We start from the raw sequence: 23,924 nt of genomic DNA on the forward strand, positions 1-23,924 counted from the left end.
ATGGATTATCACGTGGGAGATCATGGCGAGCGGCGACCCGGCGCCTTTACAAAGTAGATCACCGATCTCGCCCGGTGGATCACTCGTCTTCGATGACCCGGTCGTAGCACTCCACCTCGCGATCCGGGACCGTCGTGGGCAGCTCCAGGTGGTAGGCGCGGCTGGGCAGCAGCCCCGCGCCGCCGTAGCGCTCCATCACCCGCACCTGGGCCACCACGTCCTCCCCGGCGTGGACGGGCGGCACCCGGGTCCAGAAGTCGAACCCGCCGCAGTCGAGCAGCCGCTTGCGGTGGAACAACACGCAGCCGCCGATCCAGGCCACCTTGTACGCCCGCCACGCCCGCCCGTCCCGGGCGTGCCGCTGGGCCAGGTGCAGCGGGTTGGCCGCGTTGTGCAGGATGTGCCGGCGCCACTCCCCCGTGCCGCGGCGCACCCGCTCGGGCTCCACCGGCCCCGCCCACTCCTCGTACGGCTCCAGCTCGTGCGGGCGCACGTCGTCGCGGTAGGACAGCCCCTGCACCGCGAAGCCGACGAACCCGCAGTCCAGCCGCTCGGCGGCGTCGAGCAGGACCCGCACCGCGTCCGGCTCCAGCCACACGTCGTCGTCCAGGCACAGCGCGTACCGCCCCTCGGCGCGGCCGAGCAGGAAGGCCCGCTGCTCGGCCATGCCGCGCGGCGGGACGTGCCTGAGCACCTCCACCGGGTGGCCCCGGTGCCGCAGGACGCGCACGGCCGAGGCCACCAGCGGGTCCTCCTCAGCCGGTGCGGCCGACTGGTCGGAGACGACGACGCGGAAGCCCTCCTCGCTCTGCGCGGCGAGGCCGGTGAGGGTCACCGCGAGCGCACCGGGCCGGTCCTTGGTCGGTATCAGCACGTCCAGCACGGGCCCTCGATACCCCGGGCTCCCTCTGGATAACGCCCGCCGCCGGGCAAGAGGTCGCCCGGACCTCCGCGCCGCCCCGCGCACCCGGCCGGGCCCGGTTTGCTAGCGTCGCCAGTGTGATCGCCCCGCTTCGTTCCCGGCTGCACGCCCGGCGCCACGAGCGGCGCTACGCGGTCCTGGACGCGCCGTCGAACCTCGGCCTGCGCCCGCCCGCGCCCGGCGCGGTCCCCGGCTGCCACAAGGCGCCGTGGGCGCTGCGCGATGCCGGCCTGGTGGCGCGGCTCGGGGCGACCGACGCGGGCGCGGTGGTGCCGCCGCGCTACGTGGCCGACTGGGAGCCCGGCGACGGCGTGCGCAACGGCCCGGCCGTCGCCGAGTACGCCGGGAGGCTGTCCCGCCGTGTGGCGGCGCTGCTCGACTCGGGCCGGTTCCCGGTCCTGCTGGGCGGCGACTGCTCGATCCTGCTCGGCCCGGCGCTCGCGCTGCGCCGCTCGGGCCGGTTCGGCCTGGCCTACCTGGACGCCCACGCCGACTTCCGGCACCCGGGCAACTCCCCGTACGTCTCCTCGGCGGCCGGCGAGGACGTCGCGCTGGTGACCGGCCGGGGCGAGGCGTACCTGACCGACATCGACGGGCTGCGGCCGTACATGCGCGATGAGGACGTGATCCTGCTCGGCGTGCGCGACGAGGAGGACCTCGGCCACATCGCCGGCAGCGGCATCGCGGCCGTGACCAGCGCCGAGATCATCTCCGGCGGCGTCGCCCCCGCGCTCGACGCGGCCAGGAAGGTGCTCACCCGGGGCGAGCTGGACGGCTTCTGGATCCACGCCGACGCCGACGTGCTCGACCCGTCGCTACTGCCGGCCGTCGACTCGCCGGTGCCCGGCGGGCTGGACGCCGGGCAGTTCACCGAGCTGCTGCGCTCGCTGGCCGCGCTGCCGGGCGCGGCCGGGGTGGAGATCACGATCCTCGACCCCGACCTCGACCCGGACGGCGCGCAGGCCGCCCTCCTGGTGGATCTGATCACCACCGCCCTGGCCCCCGGTCGGGCTTAACCGGCGGGCGTGGCAGACTCGGCCCGGACCAGCCCGCGACCGTTTGGAGGACACGTTGCGCCGCGCCGAACCTTCCGTACGCCTGATCGCCCGCCCGCGCCTGGACTACGACGAGGTGGCGGCCTACCTCGCCGAGGTCGGCGGCGAGAGCTGGCTGGAGCGCGTGGACCGCGGCGAGCTGGACGACGCGCAGAACCTGGCCGAGTTCGCGGGCCGCATCTGCTACCGCTCCTGGGAGCCCGGCCTGAACCCGAACGTCACCCGCATCCGCACCGACCAGGAGGAGTACCTGCGCAACATCCTGGCCAGCGCGCACGGCTCGGTGCTCGAACACGTGAGCTTCAGCTTCGTGCTGCACGACGTGAGCCGGGTGACCACGCACGAGCTGGTGCGGCACCGGGCCGGCACGGCGGTGTCGCAGGAGTCGCTGCGGTTCGTGCGCCTGGACGACCTGCCGTTCTGGTTCCCGGGGTGGGCGCTGGAGGACCCGGAGCTCATGGAGCGCGCCACCGCCCTGCTGGAGCGGATGGAGGAGTTCCAGACGTGGATGGCCGGCCACTTCGGGCTGGACGAGCCCGGGGTGCCCTTCGCGGAGAAGAAGGCGAAGACGTCCTTCATGCGGCGCTTCGCCCCGGAAGGGCTGGCCACCGGGCTGGTGTGGACCGCGAACGTGCGCACCCTGCGGCACGTGATCGAGAGCCGTACGGCGCCGGGGGCCGAGGAGGAGATCCGGCTCGTCTTCGGCAAGGTCGGCGAGCTGATGGCCAAGGAGGCCCCGGCCCTGTTCGGCGACTACACCGTGGAGGACGGCGCCTGGATCCCGGGCTGGCGCAAGGTCTGAGCCGGCCCGCGGTAGCCGAGCGTGCGCGAGAGCGCCAGCGCGGCGGTGTGCACGGCCGGGGCCACCCGGGCCAGGCGCACGCGGTTGACCCAGCCCGAGACCGACAGCGCGCCCAGCACCTCGCCGTCGCGGCCGTGCACCGGGCTGGCCGCGCACACGATGCCGCGCCCCGACTCCTCGTTGTCGTAGGCCACGCCGTCGCGGCGGATGCGGGCCAGTTCCCTGGCCAGCAGGCCGGGGGCGACGAGGCTGCGCTCGCTGACCCGGGCCAGCTCGCCGTCCAGCACCGCCCGGGTCACCTCGGGCGGGGAGAAGGCCAGGATCGCCTTGCCCACGCCGGTGGCGTGGGCGGGCAGCCTGCCGCCGACGCGCGAGGGCAGCGCGGGACCGCCCGGCGTGCCGAGGATCTCGACGTAGACGACCTCGCGGCCCTCCAGCACGGCGAGGTGGACGGTCTGCCGGGTCGCCTCGCGCAGGTCGGCCATGTACGGCAGCGCCGCGTCGCGCAGCACCCGCTGCCGGGGCACCCGCTGCCCGATCTCGAACAGGCGCAGGCCCAGACGGACCTCCGTCCCGCACCGCTCCAGCAGGCCCTCCTCGATCAGGCCGAGCGTGATCCGGTGCACGGTCGAGCGGGGCAGCCCGGTCCGCCGCGCCAGCTCGGCGGCTCCCACGGCGTCGTCCTCAGCCCGGAACGCGCCCAGGACGCGGGACACCCGGTGCAGGTACGACTCGTCGGACTTGGGCGGCATACCCGTCACTGTACGGCCCTCGTCCCGTCACGCGGGACACGCCCGTTGGCCGGGGCGTGCCGGGCGGACCAGTATTCACCTGGGAGGACGAGCCTCGCCCTGGGAGCACGACGAGAGGAACGACTATGGACCCGGGTTCCGCGGACAAGGCCGCCGCAGAGCTGCTGGCGGCGTACGCCAGTGGCAATCCGATCCAGCCACTTACCACCACATATCCAGATCTGTCGGTCGAGGACGCCTACGCCATCCAGCGCGCCCAGATCGAGGTCTTCCTGGAGCGCGGCGCCCGGATCAAGGGGCACAAGGTCGGGCTGACCTCGGCCGCGATGCAGCGCCAGCTCGGCGTGGACCAGCCCGACTACGGCCACCTGCTGGACACCATGTTCCACCTGGACGGCGCGCCCATCGACACCGGCCGCTTCATCCAGCCCAGGATCGAGCCGGAGATCGCCTTCGTGCTGCGCCGCCCCCTGGCCGGCCCCGGCGTGACCGCGGCCGACGCGGTCGCCGCGGTCGACTTCGTGCTGCCCGCGCTGGAGATCATCGACTCCCGGATCGCCGACTGGCGGATCACCCTGGCCGACACGATCGCCGACAACGCCTCCAGCGGCGGCGTGGTGCTCGGCAACCGCCCGGTCCGCCTGGACGCCGTGGACCTGGTCCTGGCCGGGTGCCTGCTGCACCGCAACGGCGCCCTGATCGACACCGGGGCGGGCGGCGCGGTGCTCGGCTCCCCGCTCAACGCCCTGGTCTGGCTGGCCAACGTGCTCGGCGAGCAGGGCGTGACCCTGGAGGCCGGGCACGTCGTCCTGCCCGGCTCGATCACCGCCGCGATCCCGGTGGCGCCGGGCGACGTCGTCACCGCCACCCTGGCCGGAATCGGCACCGTCACCGCCCGCTTCGCGGCAGAGGAGGCCAGGTGAGCACGCTGACCGCGGCCATCGTCGGCCCGGGGAACATCGGCACCGACCTGCTGGTCAAGCTGCTGCGCGGCGGGGCCGTGCAGGTCCACTCCATGGTGGGCGTCGATCCGGCCTCCGACGGCCTGGCCCGCGCCCGCGCGCTGGGCGTGGAGGCGTCGGCCGGCGGCGTGGACTGGCTGCTGGCCCAGGACACGCTGCCGGACCTGGTCTTCGAGGCGACCTCCGCCAAGGCGCACCTGGCCAACGCGCCCCGCTACGCCGAGGCGGGCATCAAGGCGATCGACCTCACCCCCGCCGCCGCCGGCCCGTTCGTGTGCCCGCCGGTGAACCTGGACGGCCTGGCCGACGCGCCGAACCTGAACATGATCACCTGCGGCGGGCAGGCCACCATCCCGATCGTGCACGCGGTCTCCTCGGTCGTTCCCGTCGCGTACGCCGAGATCGTCGCCTCGATCGCCTCGCGCTCGGCCGGGCCGGGCACCCGGGCCAACATCGACGAGTTCACCCAGACCACCGCGCGCGCGATCGAGAGCGTCGGCGGCGCGGGCAGGGGCAAGGCGATCATCATCCTGAACCCGGTGGACCCGCCGATGATCATGCGGGACACCGTGTTCTGCGCGATCCCCGCCGACGCCGACACCGACGCCGTCGCCGAGTCGATCCACGCGATGGTGGCCGAGGTCGCGGCGTACGTGCCCGGCTACACGCTGCGCGCCGACCCGCAGTTCGACGCCCCGCGCGAGGAGTGGTACGGCCACGCCCGCGTGGCCGTGTTCCTGGAGGTGCGCGGCAACGGCGACTACCTGCCGCCGTGGGCCGGGAACCTGGACATCATGACCGCCGCCGCCGCCCGCGTGGGCGAGCGCCTCGCCCTCGGGAAGGTGACCACGTGAGCGAGAACACCACCGCGGCCCCCGCGAAGATCAGGATCACCGACTCGACGCTGCGCGACGGCAGCCACGCCATGGCCCACCGCTTCACCGAGGAGCAGGTGCGCGGCGTGGTGCACGCCCTGGACCGCGCCGGGGTGGAGGTCATCGAGGTGACCCACGGCGACGGGCTCGGCGGCTCGTCGTTCAACTACGGGTTCTCGCTGGAAGACGACATCAAGCTGGTGGCCGCCGCGGTGGACGAGGCGACCTCCGCCAGGATCGCCGTGCTGCTGCTGCCCGGCCTGGGCACGGTGGAGGACCTGAAGCGGGCGCACGGCGCGGGCGCGTCGGTGGCCAGGATCGCCACCCACTGCACCGAGGCCGACGTGTCGCTGCAGCACTTCGCCGCGGCCCGCGAGCTGGGCATGGAGACCGTGGGCTTCCTGATGCTCTCGCACCGCATCGGCCCGGCCGAGCTGGCCCGCCAGGCGCGGATCATGGTGGACGGCGGCGCCCAGTGCGTCTACGTGGTCGACTCCGCCGGCGCGCTGGTGCTGGGCGAGGCGCAGGCGCGGATCAGCGCCCTGGTCGCCGAGATCGGGCACGAGGCGCAGGTCGGCTTCCACGGCCACCAGAACCTCTCGCTGGGCGTGGCCAACTCGGTGCTGGCCGCGCAGAACGGCGCCCGGCAGATCGACGGGGCCCTGTGCGCGCTCGGCGCGGGCGCGGGCAACGCCCCCACCGAGGTGCTGGCCGCCACCTTCGACCGGCTGGGCATCCCCACCGGCGTGGACGTCCAGGGCGCCCTGGCCGCCGCCGAGGATGTGGTCAAGCCGTTCCTGCACCGCCTGCCCTTCGCCGACCGCTCCGCCATCACCCAGGGCCACGCCGGGGTCTACTCCAGCTTCCTGCTGCACGCCGAGCGGGCGGCCGAACGCTACGGGGTGCCGGCCCACGAGATCCTGCAGCGCGTGGGCCAGGCCGGCTACGTCGGCGGCCAGGAGGACATGATCATCGACGTCGCGTTGCAGCTCGTGGCCGAGCGCGAGCGCGCCGCCTGAGCGCGCCGTTCGCACGCGCCGCCTGAACGCGCCGCCTGAGCCGGGCGCCTGAGTGTGAACAGTGGGCGCCCGGCCGGGCGCAGGCCCGCTCCGGCGAACGCGATCAGGTGGCGAAGGAGGGACCGGGCGCGCCGCCCACGACGCACGCGATGTCGTCCACGCCGCAGCTCAGCAGAGTGCCGTCCATGCCGAGCACCGTCACGATCTCGGCCCGGCGCGACCGCGCGGCCAGGACCACCCGGCCGGCCACGCCGTTGCACATGATCACTATTCTGCCGATCCAGGCGGGCATCGCCGACGCCTCGACGCTCATCCGATCACGACTCCTTCCGGGTCCAGGACAGGTCTCCCACCTGGCCCGTCCACACCAGGATGGCCGCCATGCAACGCCTCCGCATCGGTCATTCGGCTGTACTCCTCCGATCCTTCCGCATGCGGCGCGCCCATGTGATCGACTACAGTGAAAACGACCGGATCGTCCGTCGATGGCCCCGGGCGCGCCGCCGAAGCGCCCGTTCCCATGCTCCTTCCCCTCCTCGCGGGAGACATCCGCGCGCCGCGGTGACCCGCCCGTCCATCCGGGTGCGCACCCCGTCCGAGCTGCGCGCCCAGCGCCGCCGCCGGCCGCCCCGCTGCCTGGGCCACCTGTGCGCAGCGCCGCTGTGGCCGTTGCACAACGCCAATCTGGGCACCCTGCTGCGCACCTGTGACGCCGCCGGGGCCTGCCTGGCCGTGCCCCGCCTGCCGTGGGTGCCCGAGGCGCTGGCCCGGGGCAACACGCTGCGCCGTCCCGCCTGCGTGCACTGGGTCGGCGACCCGCCGGCCTGGCTGGCGCGGCGGCGGGCGGAGGGCGCGCACGTGCTCGGCGTGGAACTGGCCGAGGACGCCGTCCGCCTCGCCGATCTGCCCATGGCCCGCCGCCCCACCGTCGCGGTGCTCGGCCACGAGCGCGACGGCATCCCGCCCGAGGCACTGGACCTGCTGGACGCCGTGGTCGAGATCCCCATGGTGGGCACGGGCGCCAGCCTGAACGTCGCCGTGGCCGGGTCACTGGTGCTGTACAAGCTCGCCGGGTTCGCCTGACGTACGTACGCCGGCGTACGGCCGTGGCCGCTCCACGGCGGATTCGCCGCACGGCGCCGCCGGAGACGATGGCGCCGAGCCGAGGGGCGAGCCGAGAGTAAGGAGTGGTGACCATGGTGCTCACACAGGAGCGCGTGGCGACGGCGCGGGCCGCGCGCACGTGGCGGCTGGGCGCGCGGACCCGCAAGACCGTCCTGCTGATCCACATCGTGGCCGCGGGGGCGTGGATCGGCATCGACGTGGTGATGGCCGTCGTGGTGTTCACGGCGCTCCTCACCGGCGACGACGCGACCAGGGCGCTGTGCTACCAGATCCTGGAGCTGATCACGTTCTGGCCGCTGCTGGCCGCGGGGCTGGTGTGCCTGGCCAGCGGGGTGGTGCTGGGCCTGGGCACCAAGTACGGCCTGGTGCGCTACTGGTGGGTGGCCGTGAAGCTGGTGGCCAACCTGGTGCTGACCGTGCTGGTGGTGGTCGCGCTCGGCCCCGGGGTGCGCGAGCTGGGGCGGGCGGGCCGGGACCTGGCCGCCGGGCAGGCGGTCGCGGTCCCGGTCGGCGACATGATCTTCCCGCCGATCGTCTCGCCCACGGTGCTGCTGATCGCGTTCGCGCTGTCGGTCTTCAAGCCGTGGGGCCGGATCAGGAGGCGGGCGCGGTGAGGTCGAGCAGATCGGCCACCCGCACCGGCGCGCCGGTGTCCAGCGACTGGTTGCCGGCCAGGCCGGTGAGCAGCGACAGGGCGCCGTCGCGCTCGGTGGCGCTGCGGCCGAGCGGGTCGGGCTCGCCGTCGCCGCCGAACAGGACCGCCGCCATGCGGGCGTCGGCGCCGCCGTGCCCCTCGCGGACGTACCCCGGGACCTCCACGTCGTAGGCCGGGCGCCAGAACGGGCACACGCGCACTCGCGCCGAGCCCTGCTCGGCGGCGGCCTCGGCGCCGTGCAGGGAGGCGCCGCGCAGCTCCCCGCCCTGCCGGGGGGCCACGTGGTCGCTCTCCACGACCTCCAGCTCCAGGCGGCCCCTGCTGCCGTTGAACATCACGCGGTAGCCCTCCCACGGCGCGTACGCCGTGAGGTGGTAGCTCATGGTGGCCCCGGTCGAGTAGCGCACCACCAGGGCCAGGTCGTCCTCGATGGTGACGCCCTCGCCGAAGACGTTCTGGTCGCGGTGGTAGCCGTCGTGCTCCTCGGCCTCCAGGTAGAGCCGGCGCAGGCCCTCGCCGTCGGCCAGGCGCAGCGCGAACGGGTCGCCCTCGGCCTGCGGCGAGCCGTGGGCGCGCTCGTAGTCGCGGGCGTAGCCGTGCCGCAGGCCGGCCTCGCGGCCGTAGAAGAACAGCCGGCCCTGGGCGTACACCTGTTCGGGGGCGGCGCCGAGCCACCAGTTGACCAGGTCGAAGTGGTGGGTGGCCTTGTGCACGAGCAGGCCGCCGGAGTTGGCCTTGTCGCGGTGCCAGCGGCGGAAGTAGTCGGCGCCGTGGCGCACGTCGAGCAGCCACTCGAAGTGCACCGAGCCGACCTCGCCGATCTCGCCGCCGGCGAGCAGGCGGCGCACGGTCTCGTGCAGGGGGTTGTAGCGGTAGTTGAAGGTCACGGTCACCTTGCGGCCGGTGCGCGCCACGGCGTCGAGGACGGCGCGGCACTTGCCGGCGTCGATGGTCATCGGCTTCTCGGTGACCACGTCGCGGCCGGCGTCGAGCGCGGCCACGATGTACTCGTGGTGGTAGCGGTCCACCGTGGCCACCAGCGCGACGTCCACGCGCTCCTTGTCCAGCATGTGCCGGAAGTCGGCGGCGTCGTACTCCGCGGCCTGCGGCGCGCCGAGCGCCGCCAGGGCCTCGTTGTGGTAGCGGACGCGCGCCGGGTTGGTGTCGGCCAGCGCGACCAGCTCGCAGCGGTCGGCGTGGTCCACCGCGATGGCGCGGGCGAACATCTCGGCGCGGGCGCCGGTGCCGATGATCGCGTAGCGCAGCCGCCCACCGGACGGTTCGGGGGCCATGGTGCCTCCATCGGGGGAAGTGATCATGTGGTTCAGGCCGCCAGGTGCTCGCGCAGGACCTCGGCCAGGCCCTCGCGGGGCTCGCAGGCGGCGAAGTCGAAGCAGGCCGCCAGCCGCTCGGCCTCGTCGGGGTCCACCCCGGTGAAGCACCGGCCGAAGTCCTCGACCAGCGGCTCGGCGAGCAGGATGTTGCGCACGAGCAGGTTGATCCAGCCCCTGCGGCCCCAGGGGTAGGGCTGGAAGCCGGGGAACTCCTTGTCGAACAGCTCCTCGATGGGGTCGAGGATGTGCCGCACGTGGGTGTCCACGCCGCCCCAGGAGTCGGCGCCGAGGCGGTCCTTCTTCTCCCGGGCGGGGGCGATGCGGCGCAGGTAGGCGCTGTCCTCGCGCACGCGCACGAGCCCCTGCAGCCCGATGTCCTTGTAGGTCCACAGCGCCCAGCTCGCGCCGTGCTCGCGGTAGATGCCGAGCTGGTCGCGCAGCAGCCGGTAGCGGGCGGAGTCGCGCTCCGGGTCGCCGGTGTAGACGGGCCCGAACTCGCCGATCCAGATCGGGGTGCCGGTGCGGCGCATGTACTCGGTGCGGCGCAGGAAGGTCTGCTCCACCACCGACCGGTCGAAGTACTCCCCGCGGGTGACGCCCGGGTACTCGCCGCCGGCCGCGATCCCGGGCAGCGCGTAGTCGTGCGCGGCGTACACGGTGTTGGGCAGCGGCTCGCCGAAGGCGGAGAAGTCGGAGGCGTAGCGGTTGCCGTCGAGGAAGAGCACGTGCCGGGGGTCCACGGCGCGGATGGCGCGTTCGAGCCGCTCGTAGAACGGGCCGATCGCCTCGCCGGTGGGGTCGCCGGGCTCGTTGACCGGGTTGTAGCCGGCGACCGCGGGGTTGTCGCGGTAGCGGTCGGCGATGGCCTCCCACAGGTGCACGACCCGGTCCTGGAAGTGGCGGTGGATCCAGAACTGCGCCCAGTGGGTGGGGTTGTCGCTGTGCCAGTGCTGGTTCTGCGCGCCGGGCAGGGCGTGCAGGTCGAGGATCGTGTACAGCCCGGCCTCGGCGCAGGCGGCGACGACCCGGTCGAGCCGGTCGAAGCCCTCCTGCTTCAGCTCGAAGGGCCGCTCGTCGTCCTCGAAGTGGCGGTAGTTGAACGGGACGCGGACGGAGTTCATGCCCAGCGACGCCAGGTAGCGGGCGTCGTCGGGGCCGAAGAACCCGGTCAGGAACCGCTCGAAGAACCGGGTGTAGCCCTCCTCGCCCAGGGCGGCGCGCATCGCCCCGCGCGCCAGGGTCTCGGTGGCGGGGTGGCCGGTGATGAAGTTCTCCATGTTCATCCAGCCGCCCAGGCCGATCCCGGCCAGCGTGACCTCGTTGCCGGAGCCGTCCACGAGGCGGTCCCCCCGGACGGCGATCCACGACTGCTCGTTCATGCACTTCCTTTGCGGCGCCTGCCGGAGGCGGGCCTGTCGGGGACGGGGCCGGTGCTGTCGCGTACGAGCAGCCTCGGCTGGAAGCGGACGTTGTGCGCGACGGGCCCGCCGTTCATCAGCGCCCACAGCCGGCCCCACGCCTGCCTGCCCAGCTCGTTCCTGGGGATGGAGGCCGTGGTCAGCGGCGGGGAGGTGTAGCGGGCGAAGGGGATGTCGTCGAAGCCGGTGATGGAGATGTCGCCGGGGATGTCCAGGCCCAGCTCGCGCAGCCCGCTCATCGCGCCGAAGGCGACCATGTCGTTGTAGGCGACGACGGCGGTGGCGCCGGTGGCCACCGCGGCGCGGGCCGCCTGGTGGCCGTCTTCGAAGGTGGCCCCGCAGGCCAGCTCGGTGAGGGTGAAGCCGGGGCCGAGCACGGCCGCGGCGTGCAGGGCGGCGATCCGGTCGCGGTTGGAGGTGCTGGCCTCCGGCCCGGACAGGTAGACCAGGTGGCGGTGGCCGAAGGCGACCAGGTGGGCCACGATCTCCTTGATGCCGGCGGCGTAGTCGACCGACAGCGACGGCACGCTGGAGCCGGGGAGCTCCCGGTTGAGCAGCACGAGGGGGGCCAGCCGCTCGCTGAGCGAGCGCAGCTCCTCCTCGGGCACCCTCGGCGAGGCGAGGACCAGGCCGTCGGAGCGGCGGCGGGCCTCGACCGCCAGGATGGCCTCCTCCCCGGCGTTCTCGTTGGACTCGGCGACCAGCAGCCGGTGCCCCTCCTCGGCCGCGGCGTTGCTCAGGCCGCGCAGCACGTCCTGGAACATCGGGTTGGCCAGGTCGGGGACGATGAGCGAGACGGTGCTGGTGCGCCCCAGCGCGAGGCTGCGCGCCACGGGACTGGGCTCGTAGTTCAGCGCCTCGGCGGCGGCGCGCACCCGGGCGACCAGCTCGGGCGCGACGGTTGAGGTGCCGTTCATCACGCGGGACACGGTCGCCCGCGACACTCCGGCCGCGTCCGCGACGCGGCTGATCGTCGCCTTCGCGCGCTCAGGATGACCACCGCGTCTTCGGGGCGGCCTGGGGGGCGCGTCCTCCTCGCCCCGCCCGCGGTCCCCGGTCCTGGAACTCATCTCGACTCTCCCTGTACGCCCGAGCTTTCACCTGCGGTGCAATGGTCGTCCAGCGGCCCGCCCCCGGGAAGGCCAGGGGCCTCCCGCACGGGCGGCGTGACTCCGCCGTGGTGAAGATACCGGTTTCCCAAATCCTTCAGCAACCGGTTCCCCAGATTTCGGCATCGACCTGGACTAATTCGTTTCCCCAGGTCAACGGAGGACTAACCGACCGTTGACAGTCCATGTTGGCTCTGTTAGAAACTGGTTACTCGCCAGCCGGGGCCCCGCGGCGCTGCATACCCCCCCAACCCTCTCAACCCTGCGTATCGGCAAGGGGTGATTCGATGAGCGATCGCGTGGGCGCGCCGCCGCCCTCGCCTCCGGCCGAAGGCGCCACCGCAGTGGCGCCTCCCCCGGACGAGCCGCCCGCTCCCCCGCGGACCCGTCACCGGCGCGCCGCGTCCGGCGCGCTCCGCCAGGACCGGGCCGGATACCTGTTCCTGGCTCCGTGGTTCGCGGGCATGGCCCTGTTCACCATCGGGCCGATCCTGGCCTCGCTGTACCTGTCCTTCACCGAGTACTCGCTGGTCAAGCCGCCCGAGTGGCTCGGCCTGGACAACTACCGGCGGATGCTGGAGGACCCCCGGCTGGCCAAGTCGCTGCTCGTCACCGTGCAGTACGTGTTCGTCTCGGTGCCGGTGCAGCTCGGCCTGGCCCTGGCGCTCGCGCTGCTGCTCAACCGGGGCGTGCGCGGCCTGAGCTTCTACCGGTCGGTGTACTACCTGCCCTCGCTGCTGGCCGGGAGCGTGTCCATCGCGATCCTGTGGCGGCAGATCTTCGGCAGCGACGGCCTGGTCAACCAGGTCCTGGCCCTGTTCGGCGTCGAGGGCGTGAGCTGGGTGGCGCACCCGGACTTCGCCCTGGGCACGCTGATCGTGCTCAACGCCTGGACGTTCGGCGCGCCGATGGTCATCTTCCTCGCCGGCCTGCGCCAGATACCGGTTTCCTACTACGAGGCGGCCGAGGTGGACGGCGCCAGCACGGTGCGGAAGTTCTTCCACATCACGCTCCCGCTGCTGACGCCGATCATCTTCTTCAACCTGGTGCTGCAGATGATCGGGGCGTTCCAGAGCTTCACCCAGGCGTTCGTGGTCAGCGGCGGCCAGGGCGGCCCGGCCGACTCCACGCTGCTGTACACCCTCTACCTGTACCAGCGCGGCTTCGGCTCCTTCGACATGGGCTACGCCTCGGCGATGGCCTGGACCCTGCTGGTCATCATCGCGGCCCTGACCGGGCTGAACTTCCTCCTGGCCAAGCGGTGGGTGTTCTACAGTGGCTGACACGACGATGACGCGCCCGGCCATGGGGCGCGACGAGCTGCCGAGCCGGCCGCGGCGGGCGCTGAAGCACACCCTGCTGATCGCCTTCGGCGTGGTGATGCTCTACCCGCTGCTGTGGATGGTCTCCAGCTCGGTCAAACCCGACGACCTGATCTTCCGCGACCCGTCCATCTGGCCCACCGAGCTGGACCTGAGCAACTACACCAACGGCTGGACCGCGCTGGAGCACCCCTTCCAGCACTACCTGTGGAACTCCGCGGTGATCGCCATCGCCTCGGTGGTGGGCAACCTGCTGTCGTGCTCGCTGGCGGCCTACGCCTTCGCCCGGCTGAGGTTCCGGGGCAGGAACGTGTTCTTCGCGCTCATGCTCTCGACGCTGATGCTGCCCATCCACGTGCTGATCGTGCCGCAGTACGTGCTGTTCTCCTGGCTGGACTGGATCAACACCGACCTGCCGCTGATCGTGCCGAAGTTCCTGGCCCACGACGCGTTCTTCATCTTCCTGATGGTGCAGTTCATCCGCTCGCTGCCCAGGGAGCTGGACGAGGCGGCCCGCATCGACGGCTGCGGCCACTTCCGGATCTACTGGCGGATCATCATGCCGCTGTCGGCGCCGGCACTGGCGACCTCGGCCCTGTTCACGTTCATCTGGACCTGGAACGACTTCTTCAGCCAGCTCATCTTCCTGACCAACCCCGACCTGTACACCGTGCCGGTCGCCCTGCGCTCGTTCCTGGACGGCCAGGGTGAGACCGCCTGGGGCCAGCTGTTCGCCATGTCGATCGTCGGCCTCGTCCCCATCTTCGGCTTCTTCCTGGCCGGGCAGCGCTACCTCACCCAGGGAATCGCCACCACCGGCATCAAGTGAGTCATCCCCTTCGTTAAATCGTTCCACTCCATCGGCATCCATGGAGGTTCTCCCATGTCCATCCGCTCCTTAAGGCGTCTCGGGGCGCTCGGCCTGGCCGGCGCGCTGCTCGCGGCCACCGCGGCCTGCGGCGGCTCCTCCGGCGGCGACGACGGCACCGTCGAGCTCCGCTTCAGTTGGTGGGGCAACAACGACCGGGCCGCCGCGACGCAGAAGGTCATCGACGCCTTCCAGAAGCAGAACCCGGGCATCAAGGTCACCGGCTCGTTCGCCGACTTCAACGCCTATTTCGACCGCCTGGCCACCGAGGTCGCCTCCGGCGACGCCCCCGACGTCATCACCCTGGGCGGCGCGTACCCGCGCGAGTACGGCGACCGCGGCGCCCTGCTCGACCTGGCCACCGTCAAGGACGTGCTGAAGACCGACAAGATCGACAAGGCGGCGCTCGGCAACGGCAACTTCGGCGACACCCAGTACGGCGTCCCGAGCGGCGTGAACGCGATCGGGGTCGTGGTCGACCCGGTCGTCTTCGAGAAGGCGGGCGTGGAGCTGCCCGACGACGAGACGTGGACCTGGGACGACTTCAAGAGGATCGCCAAGGAGATCGCCGCCAAGTCGCCCAAGGGCACCTTCGGCCTGGCCGACCCCACCAAGACCGACATGCTGGACATCTTCTCCCGGCAGCGCGGCGAGGCCCTCTACACCGCCGACGGCAAGGTCGGCATCAGCGAGCAGACGCTGATCGACTGGTGGAACATGACGCTGGAGCTGCGCGACTCCGGCGCCACCCCGTCCGCGTCGCAGACCGCCGAGCTGATCACCCAGCCCGCGCCGGAGCAGTCGCTGATCGGCCGCGGCCTGGCGGGGATGCAGTTCGACTGGAGCAACCAGATCGGCGCGCTGCGCAAGGCGTCGGGGCACCCGCTGAGGCTGATGCGCGTGCCCGGCGAGACGGGCGCCAAGCAGCCGGGCTCCTGGCTCCAGGCGTCGCAGCTCTACACGATCAACGCCAAGACCGAGCACCCCAAGGAGGCCGCCAAGTTCGTCGACTTCCTGGTCAACAGCCCCGAGGCCGGGAAGATCATCCTCACCGACCGCGGCATCCCGTCCAACTCCGACGTCCGCACCGCCATCGAGCCCGGACTGGACGAGGACCAGAAGGTCCAGGTCGACTACATCTCCGGCCTGACCCCGAAGGCCGGGCCGCCGCTGGTGATTGGGCCGACGGGCTCCACCGACACGCCGCACATCCTGGACCGGGTCAACGCCGAGGTCCTGTTCAACCGGCTCAAGCCGGCCGACGCGGCCAAGGAGTTCATCAGCCAGGTCACGGCGGCGATCCAGCAGTGAGCGGGACGGGCCCGGGGATCGACCGCCGCGCCCTGGTCGCGCGGCACGCGGTCGAGGTGAGCGGTGTCGTGGCGGAGTCACCGCTGTCGGTGGGCAACGGCGAGTTCTGCTACACCGCGGACGTCACCGGTCTGCAGACCTTCCCGGGCCTGTACCCGGTCCAGGACCCGGGCGGCGGCGGGCGCGGCACCCTGCTGGGCACCATGTCCTCCTGGGGCTGGCACAGCGTGCCCGCCGCCGAGCCGTACGACCTGGCGGCCACGATGCGGACGTACCGGACGCCGCGGGGCCCGGTGGCGTACGTGGACATGCGGGGCGGGCTGAGCGCGCACGGCGAGTCGCCCTCCTCGGCCGCCGAGTCGTGGCTGCGCGCCAACCCGCACCGCCTCGACCTGGGCCGGGTCGGCCTGGTCCTGCACGGCGCGCCGCCCGCGCCCGCGGACCTGGCCGGCGCGCGCCAGCGCCTCGACCTGTGGACCGGCGCCATCGGCAGCCGGTTCCGGCTCGGGGGCGTGCCGGTCCGGGTCACCACGGTCTGCCACCCGCGGCGGGACGTGCTGGCCCTGCGCGTCGAGTCGGACCTGCTCGCCTCGGGGCTGGCGGTCCGGTTCGCGTTCCCGTACGGGTCGCAGGCGTGGAGCGACGCGGCCGACTGGTCCCGCCCCGAGGCCCACTCCTCCGAGCTGAGCCGGGTGGACGGCGGGTGGCGGGTGACGCGGACCCTGGACGAGACCATGTACGCGGTGACGCTCGCGCTCTCCCCCGGCGCGGAGCCGGCCCGCACCGGCCCGCACGAGTTCACCGTCACGACGGCGGCGGCCGTCCTGGAGGTGGTGGCCGAGTTCACGCCGCGGGCGACCGACGGCGCGCTCCCCTCCTTCGAGGAGACCCTGGCCGCCTCGCGCGACCACTGGGCCGCGTTCTGGAGCGGCGGCGGCGCGGTGGACCTGTCCGGCAGCGCAGACCCGCGCGCCCCCGAGCTGGAGCGCCGGATCGTGCTGTCGCAGTACCTGACCGCGATCCACTGCGCGGGGTCGTACCCGCCGCAGGAGACCGGCCTGATGGTCAACAGCTGGCGGGGCCGCTTCCATCTGGAGATGCACTGGTGGCACGGCGCGCACTTCCCGCTGTGGGGACGCCCGGAGCTGCTGGAGCGCAGCCTGGGCTGGTACTCCTCCATCCTGCCCCGGGCCCGCGAGACGGCCCGCCGGCAGGGGTGCGCGGGGGCGCGCTGGCCCAAGCAGGTCGGCCCGGACGGCCGGGAGAGCCCGAGCCCGATCGGCCCGTTCCTGGTCTGGCAGCAGCCGCACCCGATCTACCTGGCCGAGCTGGTGCGCCGCTGCTCCCCCCGGCCCGAGGAGGTCCTGCACCGGTACGCCGACATCGTGCTGGAGAGCGCGGCGTTCATGGCCGGCTTCGCGGTCAAGGGCGCGGCCGGCTACGGGCTGGGGCCGCCGCTGGTGCCCGCGCAGGAGTCGTACGAGGCGGTGCGCGCCACCGCCGCCGACCCGGCCTTCGAGCTGGCGTACTGGTCCTGGGCGCTCGGCGTCGCGATACGGTGGCGCGACATGCTGGGGCTCCCACCGGAGCCCTCCTGGGAGCGGGTCTCCGCCGGGATGGCCCCGCCGCTGGTGCGCGGCGGCGTGTACGCGGCCATGCGCGCCGAGCCGTACACGCTGCTGGACGACCACCCGTCCATGCTGTACGCGCTCGGCTTCGTCCCGCACACCGGCCTGATCGACCCGGAGATCATGCGCGCGACCCTGCGTCACGTCCTGGAGGTGTGGCCCTGGGAGACCACCTGGGGCTGGGACTACCCCGCCATCGCCATGACGGCGGCGCGGCTGGGCGAGACCACGACCGCGCTCGACGCCCTGCTGCTGCCGGTCACCAAGAACACGTACCTGCCCAACGGGCACAACCGGCAGACCGCGTCGTTGCCGATCTACCTGCCCGGCAACGGCGGGCTGCTGGCCGCGACCGCGCTGATGGCCCGCGGCTGGGACGGCGCCCCCGCCCACGACGCCCCCGGCTTCCCGCCCGGCGGCGCCTGGATCGTCCGGCACGAGGGCCTGCACCCCATGCCCTGAGCACGCCGCCCCGGCCGCCCCGTGCTAGCCGGGGTTCGGGCCCGAGGTCAGGTCGCGTGCGGCGGCCCAGGCGTCCAGGCGCCGGACGGCGGCGTGGTCGGGGCCGCCGGGGGCCGCGCTGGCCACCGCCACGACCTGCTCGCTGTCGATCGTGGCCAGGATCTGCCAGTCCAGGGTGAAGGTCCCGGCCGCGGGGTGGCTCAGCCGGCTGCGGCCGAAGGTGCGCACGGTGACGACGTGCTCGGCCCACCAGGTGCGGAAGTCGTCATCGCGCACCGACAGCTCGCCCACCAGCTCGTGCAGCCGCGGCTGGTCGTGCCAGGCGCAGGTGGCCATGCGCAGCGTGGAGACCGCCACCTGCGCCTGCTCGCGCCAGTCCACCATCAGGGCGCGGGTGTGCGGGTGCAGGAAGATCATCCGGACGTAGTTGCGCTGCCGGGGCTCGATCGCCTCCAGGTCGCCCATCAGGGCCGAGCCCAGCCGGTTCCAGGCCAGGATGTCCAGGTAGCGGCCCATGACCAGCGCCGGGGTGTCCACGAGGTTGTCCAGCAGCCGCAAGATCAGCGGGCAGACGGTCTGGTCGTCCTCGTCGCAGTGGTCGGGGCCGTCGGGGTGGGCGAGCTGGAGCAGGTGGCGCTGCTCGTCCTCGTTCAACCGCAGGGCGCGGCCGATGGAGTTGAGCACGGCGCGCGAGGCGGTGCGCACCCGGCCTTGCTCCAGCCGGGTGTAGTAGTCCACGCTGATCCCGGCGAGCTGGGCCACCTCCTCGCGCCGCAGCCCCGGCACCCGGCGGGGATAGCCGATGGCGGGCAGGCCGGCCTCGGTGGTGCTGATCGTGGCGCGGCGGGCGGCGAGGAAGGCCGCCAGCGGTCCGCGCGCTTCGGCGTCCGCGTGGTCCATACCCGCCGATTGTGACATCAGAGTGGGCCAATTAGCTGGGAAAACCGTTCCCTGGAAGACGACGGTCCTTCCTGGATCGGCGCGGGGCCGCCACCCTGGGACCAGGGGAGGGAAGCCGGCCCTGGGCGGGAGCACCGGAGGGGCGCTCGCGGCCGGCTTCCCGGCCTCCTCCGCGCGCCTGGAGCCGGCGGAGGCGCTCCCGAGGCTCGGTTTCCTGGATTGGTGGTTCCGCGTGACCCTGACGTGCCCGTCCCCGGCGTCGTTTCCGCCGCCGTTCCCTTCGCCGTTCCCGTCGTCGCCATCCACGTTCCCTTCGCGACCGGCGCCCCGGGGCGCCGGCGTGATCTGGCTCGGCGGGAGCGGGCCGGGCCAGGACCAGGACAAGGACCAGGACAAGGACCAGGACAGGACCGCCGCGCCGGCCGCGACGGCGTCCGGCGCGGGCCCGGAGCGGCCCGCCGGGGAGGGCCGGGCCACCCGCCGGGGAAGGCGTGCCCGCCGGGCGGGGTGATCCGCGCGCCCCGGTGCGCCGCCTGATCGATCGCGTGCCGCGACGATCCCGGTTCGGGTCGCCTCCCACCGCCCCGGCGTGACGCTCCGCCAGGCACCCGGCCTGATAGCGTGGCCGGTGCGGGGCCATGGGAGGGCGCCCTTCTCCACGCGTTCTTGACATCCGGCCTTCCCGCCTTCCGCGCCCACCGGTCGTGAGGCTCCGAGCGGGCTCCCTGCTCTACAGGACGCGGGCCCGCTCCCGGCATTGCTCATGCACCCTTCGTCCCTTGATCAGCTCCCGTACGCCCGCGTGTCGCCTGCGCGCCCCACCTTGTGACGTGCTTCGCACGAAAACGTACGGACGGATGTCATATGAACAAGTGGCGCGCACTCGCCGCGACGGCGGTTCTCGGCACGGCGCTGGCCTCCCTGCCGGCGACGGCGGCGCAGGCCGACCGCATCCACGACCGCTCCACCCGCACCTTCGACCTCCAGGCCCACCGGGGCGGGCTCGGGCTGGTGGTGGAGAGCTCGCTGGCCGGGTTCGCCAACGCGCTGGAGCTCGGGGTCAGCACGCTGGAGCTCGACGTGCAGATCACCGAGGACGGGCAGGCGGTCGTCACCCACGACCGCAGGATCAGCGACCGCAAGTGCCGTGACACGGCGCCGGTCGTGCCCGGCGACCCCGAGTTCCCCTACGTCGGCAAGTACATCAACACCCTGACGCTGGCCCAGGTGCGCACGATGGACTGCGGCTCGCTCACGCTGGCGGAGTTCCCCGGCCAGCGGGCGGTCCCCGGCGCGCCGATGGCCACGCTGCGCGAGGTGTTCGACCTGGTCAACCGCTACCGGGCCCGCCAGGTCACGCTGAACGTGGAGACCAAGGTGGAGGCGGGCGCGCCGCACGAGACCGCGCCGCGCGAGCAGTTCGTCCAGGTGACGGCGGCCGAGATCCGCCGGGCGGGCCTGCTGCGCCAGGTGACCGTCCAGAGCTTCGACTGGGGCGCGCTGATGCGCATGCGCGAGGTCGAGCCGCGGCTGCCGCTGGTGGCGCTCACCAACCGCGACTTCCTGCAGACGGGCCTGCCGGGCGCCTCGCCGTGGCTGGGCGGCATCGACATCGACGACTTCGGCGGCGACCCGCTCAAGGCGGTCGAGTCCTTCGGCGCGGACGCGTTCTCGCCGGTGCACGGCTTCCCGCAGAACGGCAAGGTGACCGACCCGGGCTACCAGCCGTACGTCACCAAGGCGATGGTGGACCAGGCGCACGCCATGGGCATCAAGGTGATCCCGTGGACGATCGACGACGAGGCCACCATGAACAAGCTCATCGACGACGGCGTGGACGGCATCATCACCGACTACCCCGACCGGCTGCGCCAGGTCATGGAGCAGCGTGGTCTCAAGCTGCCCAAGCAGTACCGTCTGAAGCGTTGATCAGGCTCCCCCAGATCCCCTCGTAACCCGATGCTAGGAGCAGACATGATCCTCCGGCGTGTTCTGGCCGTCGCCGCGGCGGCGGCCCTGGTCCCCGTGTGGGCGGGCACGGCCACCGCGGACGACGGCCACCGCGGCAAGGCGAAGGTGCGGTTCGCCACCTTCAACGCCTCACTCAACCGCAACGCGGAAGGCGACCTCGTCCGCGACCTGTCCACGCCGGGGAACACCCAGGCGAAGGTGATCGCCGAGATCATCCAGCGGGCGCGTCCCGACGTGCTGGTCATCAACGAGTTCGACTACGACGAGAACGGCACGGCCGCGCGGCTGTTCCAGCAGAACTACCTGTCGGTGGGCCAGGGAGGCGCGGAGCCGATCTCCTACCGGTACCGGTTCACCGCGCCGAGCAACACCGGCATCGCCTCCGGCTTCGACCTGAACAACAACGGCGCCACGGTCACCGAGCCCGGCGCCGCCGGTTACGGCGACGACGCCCTCGGCTTCGGCAACTTCCCCGGCCAGTACGGCATGGTCGTCTACTCGAAGTACCCGATCGACGTCCGCGACGTGCGGACCTTCCAGAAGTTCCTGTGGAAGGACATGCCCGGCGCGCTGCTGCCGGACGACCCCGCCACCGCCGCCCCGGCCGACTGGTACTCGCCGGAGGAGCTGGCGGTGTTCCGCCTGTCCTCCAAGAGCCACTGGGACGTGCCCGTCCGCATCGGCAAGGAGAAGGTGCACTTCCTGGTCAGCCACCCGACGCCGCCCACCTTCGACGGCGCCGAGGACCGCAACGGCCGCCGCAACCACGACGAGATCCGGTTCTGGGCCGACTACGTGCGTCCCGGGCACGGGCGTTACATCTACGACGACCGCGGCCGGCGCGGCGGCCTCAAGCCGGGCGAGCCGTTCGTGATCGCCGGTGACGAGAACGCCGACCCCAACGACGGCGACAGCTACGACAAGGCGATCCACCAGCTCCTCGACCACCCGATGATCAACGGCCGTTTCGCGCCGTCCAGCGAGGGGGCCGCGGAGGCGTCGTCGCTGCAGGGCGGGGCCAACACCGCCCACACCGGCGACCCGAAGTACGACACGGCGGACTTCGCGGACACGGCCCCGGGCAACCTGCGGGCCGACTACGTGCTGCCCGCCAAGTGGCTGAAGACGGCCGGCGGCGGCGTCTTCTGGCCGGTGTCGAGCGACCCGCTGTCGCGGCTCACCGGGGTGTTCCCCTTCCCCAGCTCCGACCACCGCCTGGTCTGGCTGGACCTGAAGCTGTAGCGGCCCCCCGCCGCGCGGTGGCGTCCCGCACCGGGCGCCGCCGCGCGGTCACCAGGTCCACATCCCGACGCGCACCGGCACCCCGGGCGAGGCGTGCACGACGGGATCGTGGGCGGGTGGCGGCACCCCGGCCGCGGCCAGCAGTCCCTGCTCCAGGCCGGCCAGCGCCGCCCGGTGCAGCGGCCAGGGCGGATGCTCCACCTCGGCCGAGGCGAGCCGGTTGGCGACCCGGGTGAACAGCCGGTACCTGGCGGTCAGGAACTCCGCGAGCCCGTCGTCCCCGCCCAGGGGCGGGCCGATCTCGACCTCGGCGTCGCAGCGGGCTCCGGCGGGCCCGGGCCACAGGCGGCGGCAGCGGTACCGCCACCGGGAGCCCTCGGCGCGTACCGACATGTCGGACCAGAAGTACGGCAGCCAGTAGCCGGCGCGCCCGCCGAGGGCGGCCGGGAGGCGGCCCGCGTCCAGCGACAGGAACCAGATGCCGCCGCGCCCCCGCCCGTCGCGTACGTAGGTGCGCAGGTTGGTCTCCGGGAAGCGCGACACCCACGGCAGGGCCGGAACCCCCGGGGGCCGCACCCCCTCCATGAGGAACGGGGTCAGCCCGATCCACGCCGATCCGTCGAAGGTCTCCACCGTCAGGTCGCCGGGCACCAGCGGCCGGACGGCTTCGACGGGGTAGCGCCAGTGCACGAAGGTCATGGTGGACCAGTGGTGGTGCATCACCGGCCGGGCGACCCGGGGCGGGGCCTCCATCAGCTCCTCCGGCCCGGCGCGGGGCCCGGGGAGCTGGGGGCGATCTCCAGGCTCTCGCCCCGCCTCAGGTACGCGACCCGGCCGCCGTACGCGGTCTGCTCCATGTGCTCGCGGAAGTCGCCCAGCGAGGAGTGGAACACCGTGTAGTCGTCGTAGTGGACGGGCAGCACCTTGCGCGGCCGGATCAGATCCACCCAGTTCGCGCCCTGCTCGCCGTCCATTGTCACGGTGACCAGGCCGAGCAGCCGGGTGCCGCCCAGGTGCACGATGCCCAGGTCGATGTCGGGGAACCGGCGCGGGATCTCGTCCAGTTCGCCGGTCATCAGCGTGTCGCCGCTGACGTGCACACGCAGCGAGACCCGGCCCCCTTCCTCGGCGAACTCCAGCACGCTGCCCATGACGGGCGGCAGCAGCCTGCCCACCGGGCCGGTCGCGTGCCTGGCGGGCACGGCGGTGACGTTCAGCGACCCGCGCGGGCCGGTCAGCTCGTGCTCGTGCCAGGTGCCGAGCCCCACCGCCGCCTCGAACCCCTGCCGCCGCAGCGCCCGCGCGGCCTCCGGCGTGGTGATGATCGGGACGTCCTTGTCCAGCCCCGCGCGGGCCACCCGGTCCCAGTGGTCGCCGTGCATGTGGGAGAGCACGACGGCGTCCAGCGGCGGCAGTTCGCCGACGGTCAGCGCCGGGTCGGTCAGCCGCTTGGAGCTCAGCCCGTACCCCAGGTACGCGCGCTGCCCCCGGTGCAGGAAGTTGGGGTCGGTGAGCAGGGTGAAGCCGTGGTAGCGGATCAGCGTGGTGGCGTTGCCGACGAACAGCACGCTGCCCGTCTCGTGGCCGGGCATCATCGGGCCCGCCCCCCGTCTATCGGCTCCGGGACCGGCCGGGGTCCCGGGAGTGCTCGTCACGTGCGGTCATACCGTCCCGCTGCCCCCGGACGGGGACACCACACCGGATGGCGGGCCCCGGCCGCGCCGGGCTCAGCCGCTGAGGTCCACCTTGCCAAAGAGCATGGCGTAGCTGGACGGGAGCTACGTGAACAGGTGGTTCAGCTCGCCGCCGGAGACGGCCTCGGCCAGGGTGCTCAGCACGGCGCTGGCGTCCCACTGCGCCGTGCCGGGCCGTGCGCCCACCTGGTCGGCGACGCGCCGGCAGAACTCCTCCACGCCGAACGTCGCGGTGGCGCGATCGGGATCGCTGTCGATGCACTCGTGCAACTGCTTGGGGAGCTGGGCCGCCAGGCTCGCGGCCTCCCCTGGCGTGATCCGCGACGACAGCACCCCCAGCACGGCCGCCGTCACCTGGGCGGCCTCCTGCTGCGAGCCGTACTCGCCACGCTCACGCACTTTGGCCAGGAACTCGTCATACCTCACCGTTCGTCCTCCCCTGGGCTCGGTTAGGAGATGTACGGCGGGTCGCCGGCGGCTCCGGGGTCCCCGTCCCCG

At 72.9% G+C, this 23,924-nt stretch carries 24 protein-coding genes; 14 read left to right on the forward strand and 10 right to left on the reverse strand.

Annotated features, from left to right (window positions below; translation table 11 throughout):
- Positions 1-79: 79 nt before the first annotated feature.
- Positions 80-883: a glycosyltransferase family 2 protein gene (locus tag HNP84_RS33545; RefSeq protein ID WP_185053968.1), complete on the reverse strand. Its 804-nt coding sequence runs from the start codon at positions 881-883 to the stop codon at positions 80-82.
- A gap of 116 nt (positions 884-999) precedes the next feature.
- On the opposite strand from HNP84_RS33545, the gene HNP84_RS33550 reads away from it, so the two are divergent.
- Both HNP84_RS33550 and thyX read left to right on the forward strand, forming a co-directional pair.
- Positions 1,000-1,938 carry an arginase family protein gene (locus HNP84_RS33550; RefSeq protein WP_312926364.1) on the forward strand — a complete coding sequence of 313 codons (939 nt, stop codon included), beginning with the start codon at positions 1,000-1,002 and terminating at the stop codon, positions 1,936-1,938.
- 55 nt (positions 1,939-1,993) lie between these two features.
- Complete coding sequence (gene thyX / locus HNP84_RS33555) at positions 1,994-2,779, forward strand: FAD-dependent thymidylate synthase (RefSeq protein WP_185053970.1); 786 nt, start codon at positions 1,994-1,996, stop codon at positions 2,777-2,779.
- On the opposite strand, the gene HNP84_RS33560 is transcribed toward thyX, so the two are convergent.
- Positions 2,731-3,531: an IclR family transcriptional regulator gene (locus HNP84_RS33560; RefSeq protein ID WP_185053972.1), complete on the reverse strand. Its 801-nt coding sequence runs from the start codon at positions 3,529-3,531 to the stop codon at positions 2,731-2,733. The two genes, thyX and HNP84_RS33560, sit on opposite strands and share 49 nt — an antisense overlap.
- Positions 3,532-3,656: 125 nt before the next feature.
- Here HNP84_RS33560 and HNP84_RS33565 point away from each other — a divergent pair, with 125 nt between their 5' ends.
- Genes HNP84_RS33565 through dmpG form a run of 3 tightly spaced genes read left to right on the forward strand, consistent with a single transcriptional unit; the run spans position 3,657 to position 6,387 of the window.
- Positions 3,657-4,454 carry a 2-keto-4-pentenoate hydratase gene (locus tag HNP84_RS33565; RefSeq protein WP_185053974.1) on the forward strand — a complete coding sequence of 266 codons (798 nt, stop codon included), beginning with the start codon at positions 3,657-3,659 and terminating at the stop codon, positions 4,452-4,454.
- Positions 4,451-5,347: an acetaldehyde dehydrogenase (acetylating) gene (locus HNP84_RS33570; protein WP_185053976.1), complete on the forward strand. Its 897-nt coding sequence runs from the start codon at positions 4,451-4,453 to the stop codon at positions 5,345-5,347. Before HNP84_RS33565 ends, HNP84_RS33570 begins: the two co-directional genes overlap by 4 nt.
- Positions 5,344-6,387, forward strand: a complete 1,044-nt coding sequence (dmpG, locus tag HNP84_RS33575; protein WP_185053978.1) for a 4-hydroxy-2-oxovalerate aldolase — start codon at positions 5,344-5,346, stop codon at positions 6,385-6,387. Before HNP84_RS33570 ends, dmpG begins: the two co-directional genes overlap by 4 nt.
- 103 nt (positions 6,388-6,490) lie before the next feature.
- Here dmpG and HNP84_RS33580 read toward each other — a convergent pair whose 3' ends face one another.
- Positions 6,491-6,700, reverse strand: coding sequence for a hypothetical protein (locus HNP84_RS33580; RefSeq protein WP_185053980.1), 210 nt, complete (start codon positions 6,698-6,700; stop codon positions 6,491-6,493).
- Between the two features lie 248 nt (positions 6,701-6,948).
- Between HNP84_RS33580 and HNP84_RS33585 the strand changes: the two genes are divergently transcribed.
- Positions 6,949-7,470, forward strand: a complete 522-nt coding sequence (locus HNP84_RS33585) for a TrmH family RNA methyltransferase (protein ID WP_312926368.1) — start codon at positions 6,949-6,951, stop codon at positions 7,468-7,470.
- Between the two features lie 113 nt (positions 7,471-7,583).
- Complete coding sequence (locus HNP84_RS33590; protein WP_185053984.1) at positions 7,584-8,126, forward strand: hypothetical protein; 543 nt, start codon at positions 7,584-7,586, stop codon at positions 8,124-8,126.
- Here HNP84_RS33590 and HNP84_RS33595 read toward each other — a convergent pair.
- Genes HNP84_RS33595 through HNP84_RS33605 form a run of 3 tightly spaced genes read right to left on the reverse strand, consistent with a single transcriptional unit; the run spans position 8,107 to position 11,989 of the window.
- A complete protein-coding gene (locus HNP84_RS33595; protein WP_185053986.1) occupies positions 8,107-9,459 on the reverse strand; it encodes a Gfo/Idh/MocA family oxidoreductase in 1,353 nt (450 codons plus the stop codon). The two genes, HNP84_RS33590 and HNP84_RS33595, sit on opposite strands and share 20 nt — an antisense overlap.
- A 32-nt stretch (positions 9,460-9,491) precedes the next feature.
- Positions 9,492-10,880, reverse strand: a complete 1,389-nt coding sequence (locus tag HNP84_RS33600) for a glycoside hydrolase family 5 protein (RefSeq protein WP_185053988.1) — start codon at positions 10,878-10,880, stop codon at positions 9,492-9,494.
- The gene (locus tag HNP84_RS33605) at positions 10,877-11,989 is read right to left on the reverse strand and encodes a LacI family DNA-binding transcriptional regulator (protein ID WP_185053990.1); all 1,113 of its coding nucleotides are present in this window, start codon (positions 11,987-11,989) and stop codon (positions 10,877-10,879) included. The genes HNP84_RS33600 and HNP84_RS33605 overlap by 4 nt, the downstream gene beginning before the upstream one ends.
- A gap of 326 nt (positions 11,990-12,315) precedes the next feature.
- Here HNP84_RS33605 and HNP84_RS33610 point away from each other — a divergent pair, with 326 nt between their 5' ends.
- The 4 genes from HNP84_RS33610 to HNP84_RS33625 are packed head-to-tail and all read left to right on the forward strand — an operon-like array spanning position 12,316 to position 17,619.
- Positions 12,316-13,311 carry a carbohydrate ABC transporter permease gene (locus HNP84_RS33610; protein WP_185053992.1) on the forward strand — a complete coding sequence of 332 codons (996 nt, stop codon included), beginning with the start codon at positions 12,316-12,318 and terminating at the stop codon, positions 13,309-13,311.
- Between the two features lie 7 nt (positions 13,312-13,318).
- A complete protein-coding gene (locus HNP84_RS33615; protein WP_185053994.1) occupies positions 13,319-14,179 on the forward strand; it encodes a carbohydrate ABC transporter permease in 861 nt (286 codons plus the stop codon).
- Positions 14,180-14,233: 54 nt separating this feature from the next.
- A complete protein-coding gene (locus HNP84_RS33620) occupies positions 14,234-15,529 on the forward strand; it encodes an ABC transporter substrate-binding protein (RefSeq protein ID WP_185053996.1) in 1,296 nt (431 codons plus the stop codon).
- Positions 15,526-17,619 (forward strand): hypothetical protein, encoded by a 2,094-nt coding sequence (locus HNP84_RS33625; protein ID WP_221337071.1) that lies wholly within the window; start codon positions 15,526-15,528, stop codon positions 17,617-17,619. Before HNP84_RS33620 ends, HNP84_RS33625 begins: the two co-directional genes overlap by 4 nt.
- Positions 17,620-17,643: 24 nt before the next feature.
- Here the strand turns inward: HNP84_RS33625 and HNP84_RS33630 are convergent, their stop codons facing one another.
- Entirely contained in the window at positions 17,644-18,519 is an 876-nt protein-coding gene (locus HNP84_RS33630) for a helix-turn-helix transcriptional regulator (RefSeq protein ID WP_185053998.1), read from the reverse strand.
- 340 nt (positions 18,520-18,859) lie between these two features.
- Between HNP84_RS33630 and HNP84_RS33635 the strand changes: the two genes are divergently transcribed.
- The 3 genes from HNP84_RS33635 (at position 18,860) to HNP84_RS33645 (ending at position 21,732) form a co-directional block, all read left to right on the forward strand.
- Positions 18,860-19,030, forward strand: a complete 171-nt coding sequence (locus tag HNP84_RS33635; RefSeq protein ID WP_185054000.1) for a hypothetical protein — start codon at positions 18,860-18,862, stop codon at positions 19,028-19,030.
- A gap of 353 nt (positions 19,031-19,383) precedes the next feature.
- Positions 19,384-20,448 carry a glycerophosphodiester phosphodiesterase family protein gene (locus HNP84_RS33640; RefSeq protein ID WP_185054001.1) on the forward strand — a complete coding sequence of 355 codons (1,065 nt, stop codon included), beginning with the start codon at positions 19,384-19,386 and terminating at the stop codon, positions 20,446-20,448.
- Between the two features lie 45 nt (positions 20,449-20,493).
- Positions 20,494-21,732, forward strand: a complete 1,239-nt coding sequence (locus HNP84_RS33645) for an endonuclease/exonuclease/phosphatase family protein (RefSeq protein ID WP_185054002.1) — start codon at positions 20,494-20,496, stop codon at positions 21,730-21,732.
- Positions 21,733-21,780: 48 nt separating this feature from the next.
- Here HNP84_RS33645 and HNP84_RS33650 read toward each other — a convergent pair whose 3' ends face one another.
- The 3 genes from HNP84_RS33650 to HNP84_RS33660 all read right to left on the reverse strand — a co-directional run bounded on the left by HNP84_RS33650 (position 21,781) and on the right by HNP84_RS33660 (position 23,852).
- On the reverse strand, positions 21,781-22,485 hold the full coding sequence (locus HNP84_RS33650) for a YqjF family protein (protein ID WP_185054004.1): 705 nt from the start codon (positions 22,483-22,485) through the stop codon (positions 21,781-21,783).
- The gene (locus HNP84_RS33655) at positions 22,485-23,327 is read right to left on the reverse strand and encodes an MBL fold metallo-hydrolase (protein WP_246519033.1); all 843 of its coding nucleotides are present in this window, start codon (positions 23,325-23,327) and stop codon (positions 22,485-22,487) included. The genes HNP84_RS33650 and HNP84_RS33655 overlap by 1 nt, the downstream gene beginning before the upstream one ends.
- A 183-nt stretch (positions 23,328-23,510) precedes the next feature.
- Positions 23,511-23,852: a DUF2267 domain-containing protein gene (locus HNP84_RS33660; protein ID WP_185054006.1), complete on the reverse strand. Its 342-nt coding sequence runs from the start codon at positions 23,850-23,852 to the stop codon at positions 23,511-23,513.
- Positions 23,853-23,924 lie beyond the last annotated feature (72 nt).

Origin of the sequence: Thermocatellispora tengchongensis, assembly GCF_014202315.1 — a bacterium.
GTDB classification, from domain to species: domain Bacteria; phylum Actinomycetota; class Actinomycetes; order Streptosporangiales; family Streptosporangiaceae; genus Thermocatellispora; species Thermocatellispora tengchongensis.

Bases quoted from the DNA above. Each gene is read 5' to 3' on its own strand.
- HNP84_RS33560 (WP_185053972.1), bottom strand. From the start codon at position 3,531: ATGCCGCCCAAGTCCGACGAGTCGTACCTGCACCGGGTGTCCCGCGTC.
- HNP84_RS33565 (WP_185053974.1), top strand. From the start codon at position 3,657: ATGGACCCGGGTTCCGCGGACAAGGCCGCCGCAGAGCTGCTGGCGGCG.
- HNP84_RS33580 (WP_185053980.1), bottom strand. From the start codon at position 6,700: ATGAGCGTCGAGGCGTCGGCGATGCCCGCCTGGATCGGCAGAATAGTG.
- HNP84_RS33590 (WP_185053984.1), top strand. From the start codon at position 7,584: ATGGTGCTCACACAGGAGCGCGTGGCGACGGCGCGGGCCGCGCGCACG.
- HNP84_RS33595 (WP_185053986.1), bottom strand. From the start codon at position 9,459: ATGGCCCCCGAACCGTCCGGTGGGCGGCTGCGCTACGCGATCATCGGC.
- HNP84_RS33600 (WP_185053988.1), bottom strand. From the start codon at position 10,880: ATGAACGAGCAGTCGTGGATCGCCGTCCGGGGGGACCGCCTCGTGGAC.
- HNP84_RS33605 (WP_185053990.1), bottom strand. From the start codon at position 11,989: ATGAGTTCCAGGACCGGGGACCGCGGGCGGGGCGAGGAGGACGCGCCC.
- HNP84_RS33610 (WP_185053992.1), top strand. From the start codon at position 12,316: ATGAGCGATCGCGTGGGCGCGCCGCCGCCCTCGCCTCCGGCCGAAGGC.
- HNP84_RS33615 (WP_185053994.1), top strand. From the start codon at position 13,319: ATGACGCGCCCGGCCATGGGGCGCGACGAGCTGCCGAGCCGGCCGCGG.
- HNP84_RS33620 (WP_185053996.1), top strand. From the start codon at position 14,234: ATGTCCATCCGCTCCTTAAGGCGTCTCGGGGCGCTCGGCCTGGCCGGC.
- HNP84_RS33630 (WP_185053998.1), bottom strand. From the start codon at position 18,519: ATGGACCACGCGGACGCCGAAGCGCGCGGACCGCTGGCGGCCTTCCTC.
- HNP84_RS33640 (WP_185054001.1), top strand. From the start codon at position 19,384: ATGAACAAGTGGCGCGCACTCGCCGCGACGGCGGTTCTCGGCACGGCG.
- HNP84_RS33645 (WP_185054002.1), top strand. From the start codon at position 20,494: ATGATCCTCCGGCGTGTTCTGGCCGTCGCCGCGGCGGCGGCCCTGGTC.
- HNP84_RS33650 (WP_185054004.1), bottom strand. From the start codon at position 22,485: ATGGAGGCCCCGCCCCGGGTCGCCCGGCCGGTGATGCACCACCACTGG.
- HNP84_RS33655 (WP_246519033.1), bottom strand. From the start codon at position 23,327: ATGATGCCCGGCCACGAGACGGGCAGCGTGCTGTTCGTCGGCAACGCC.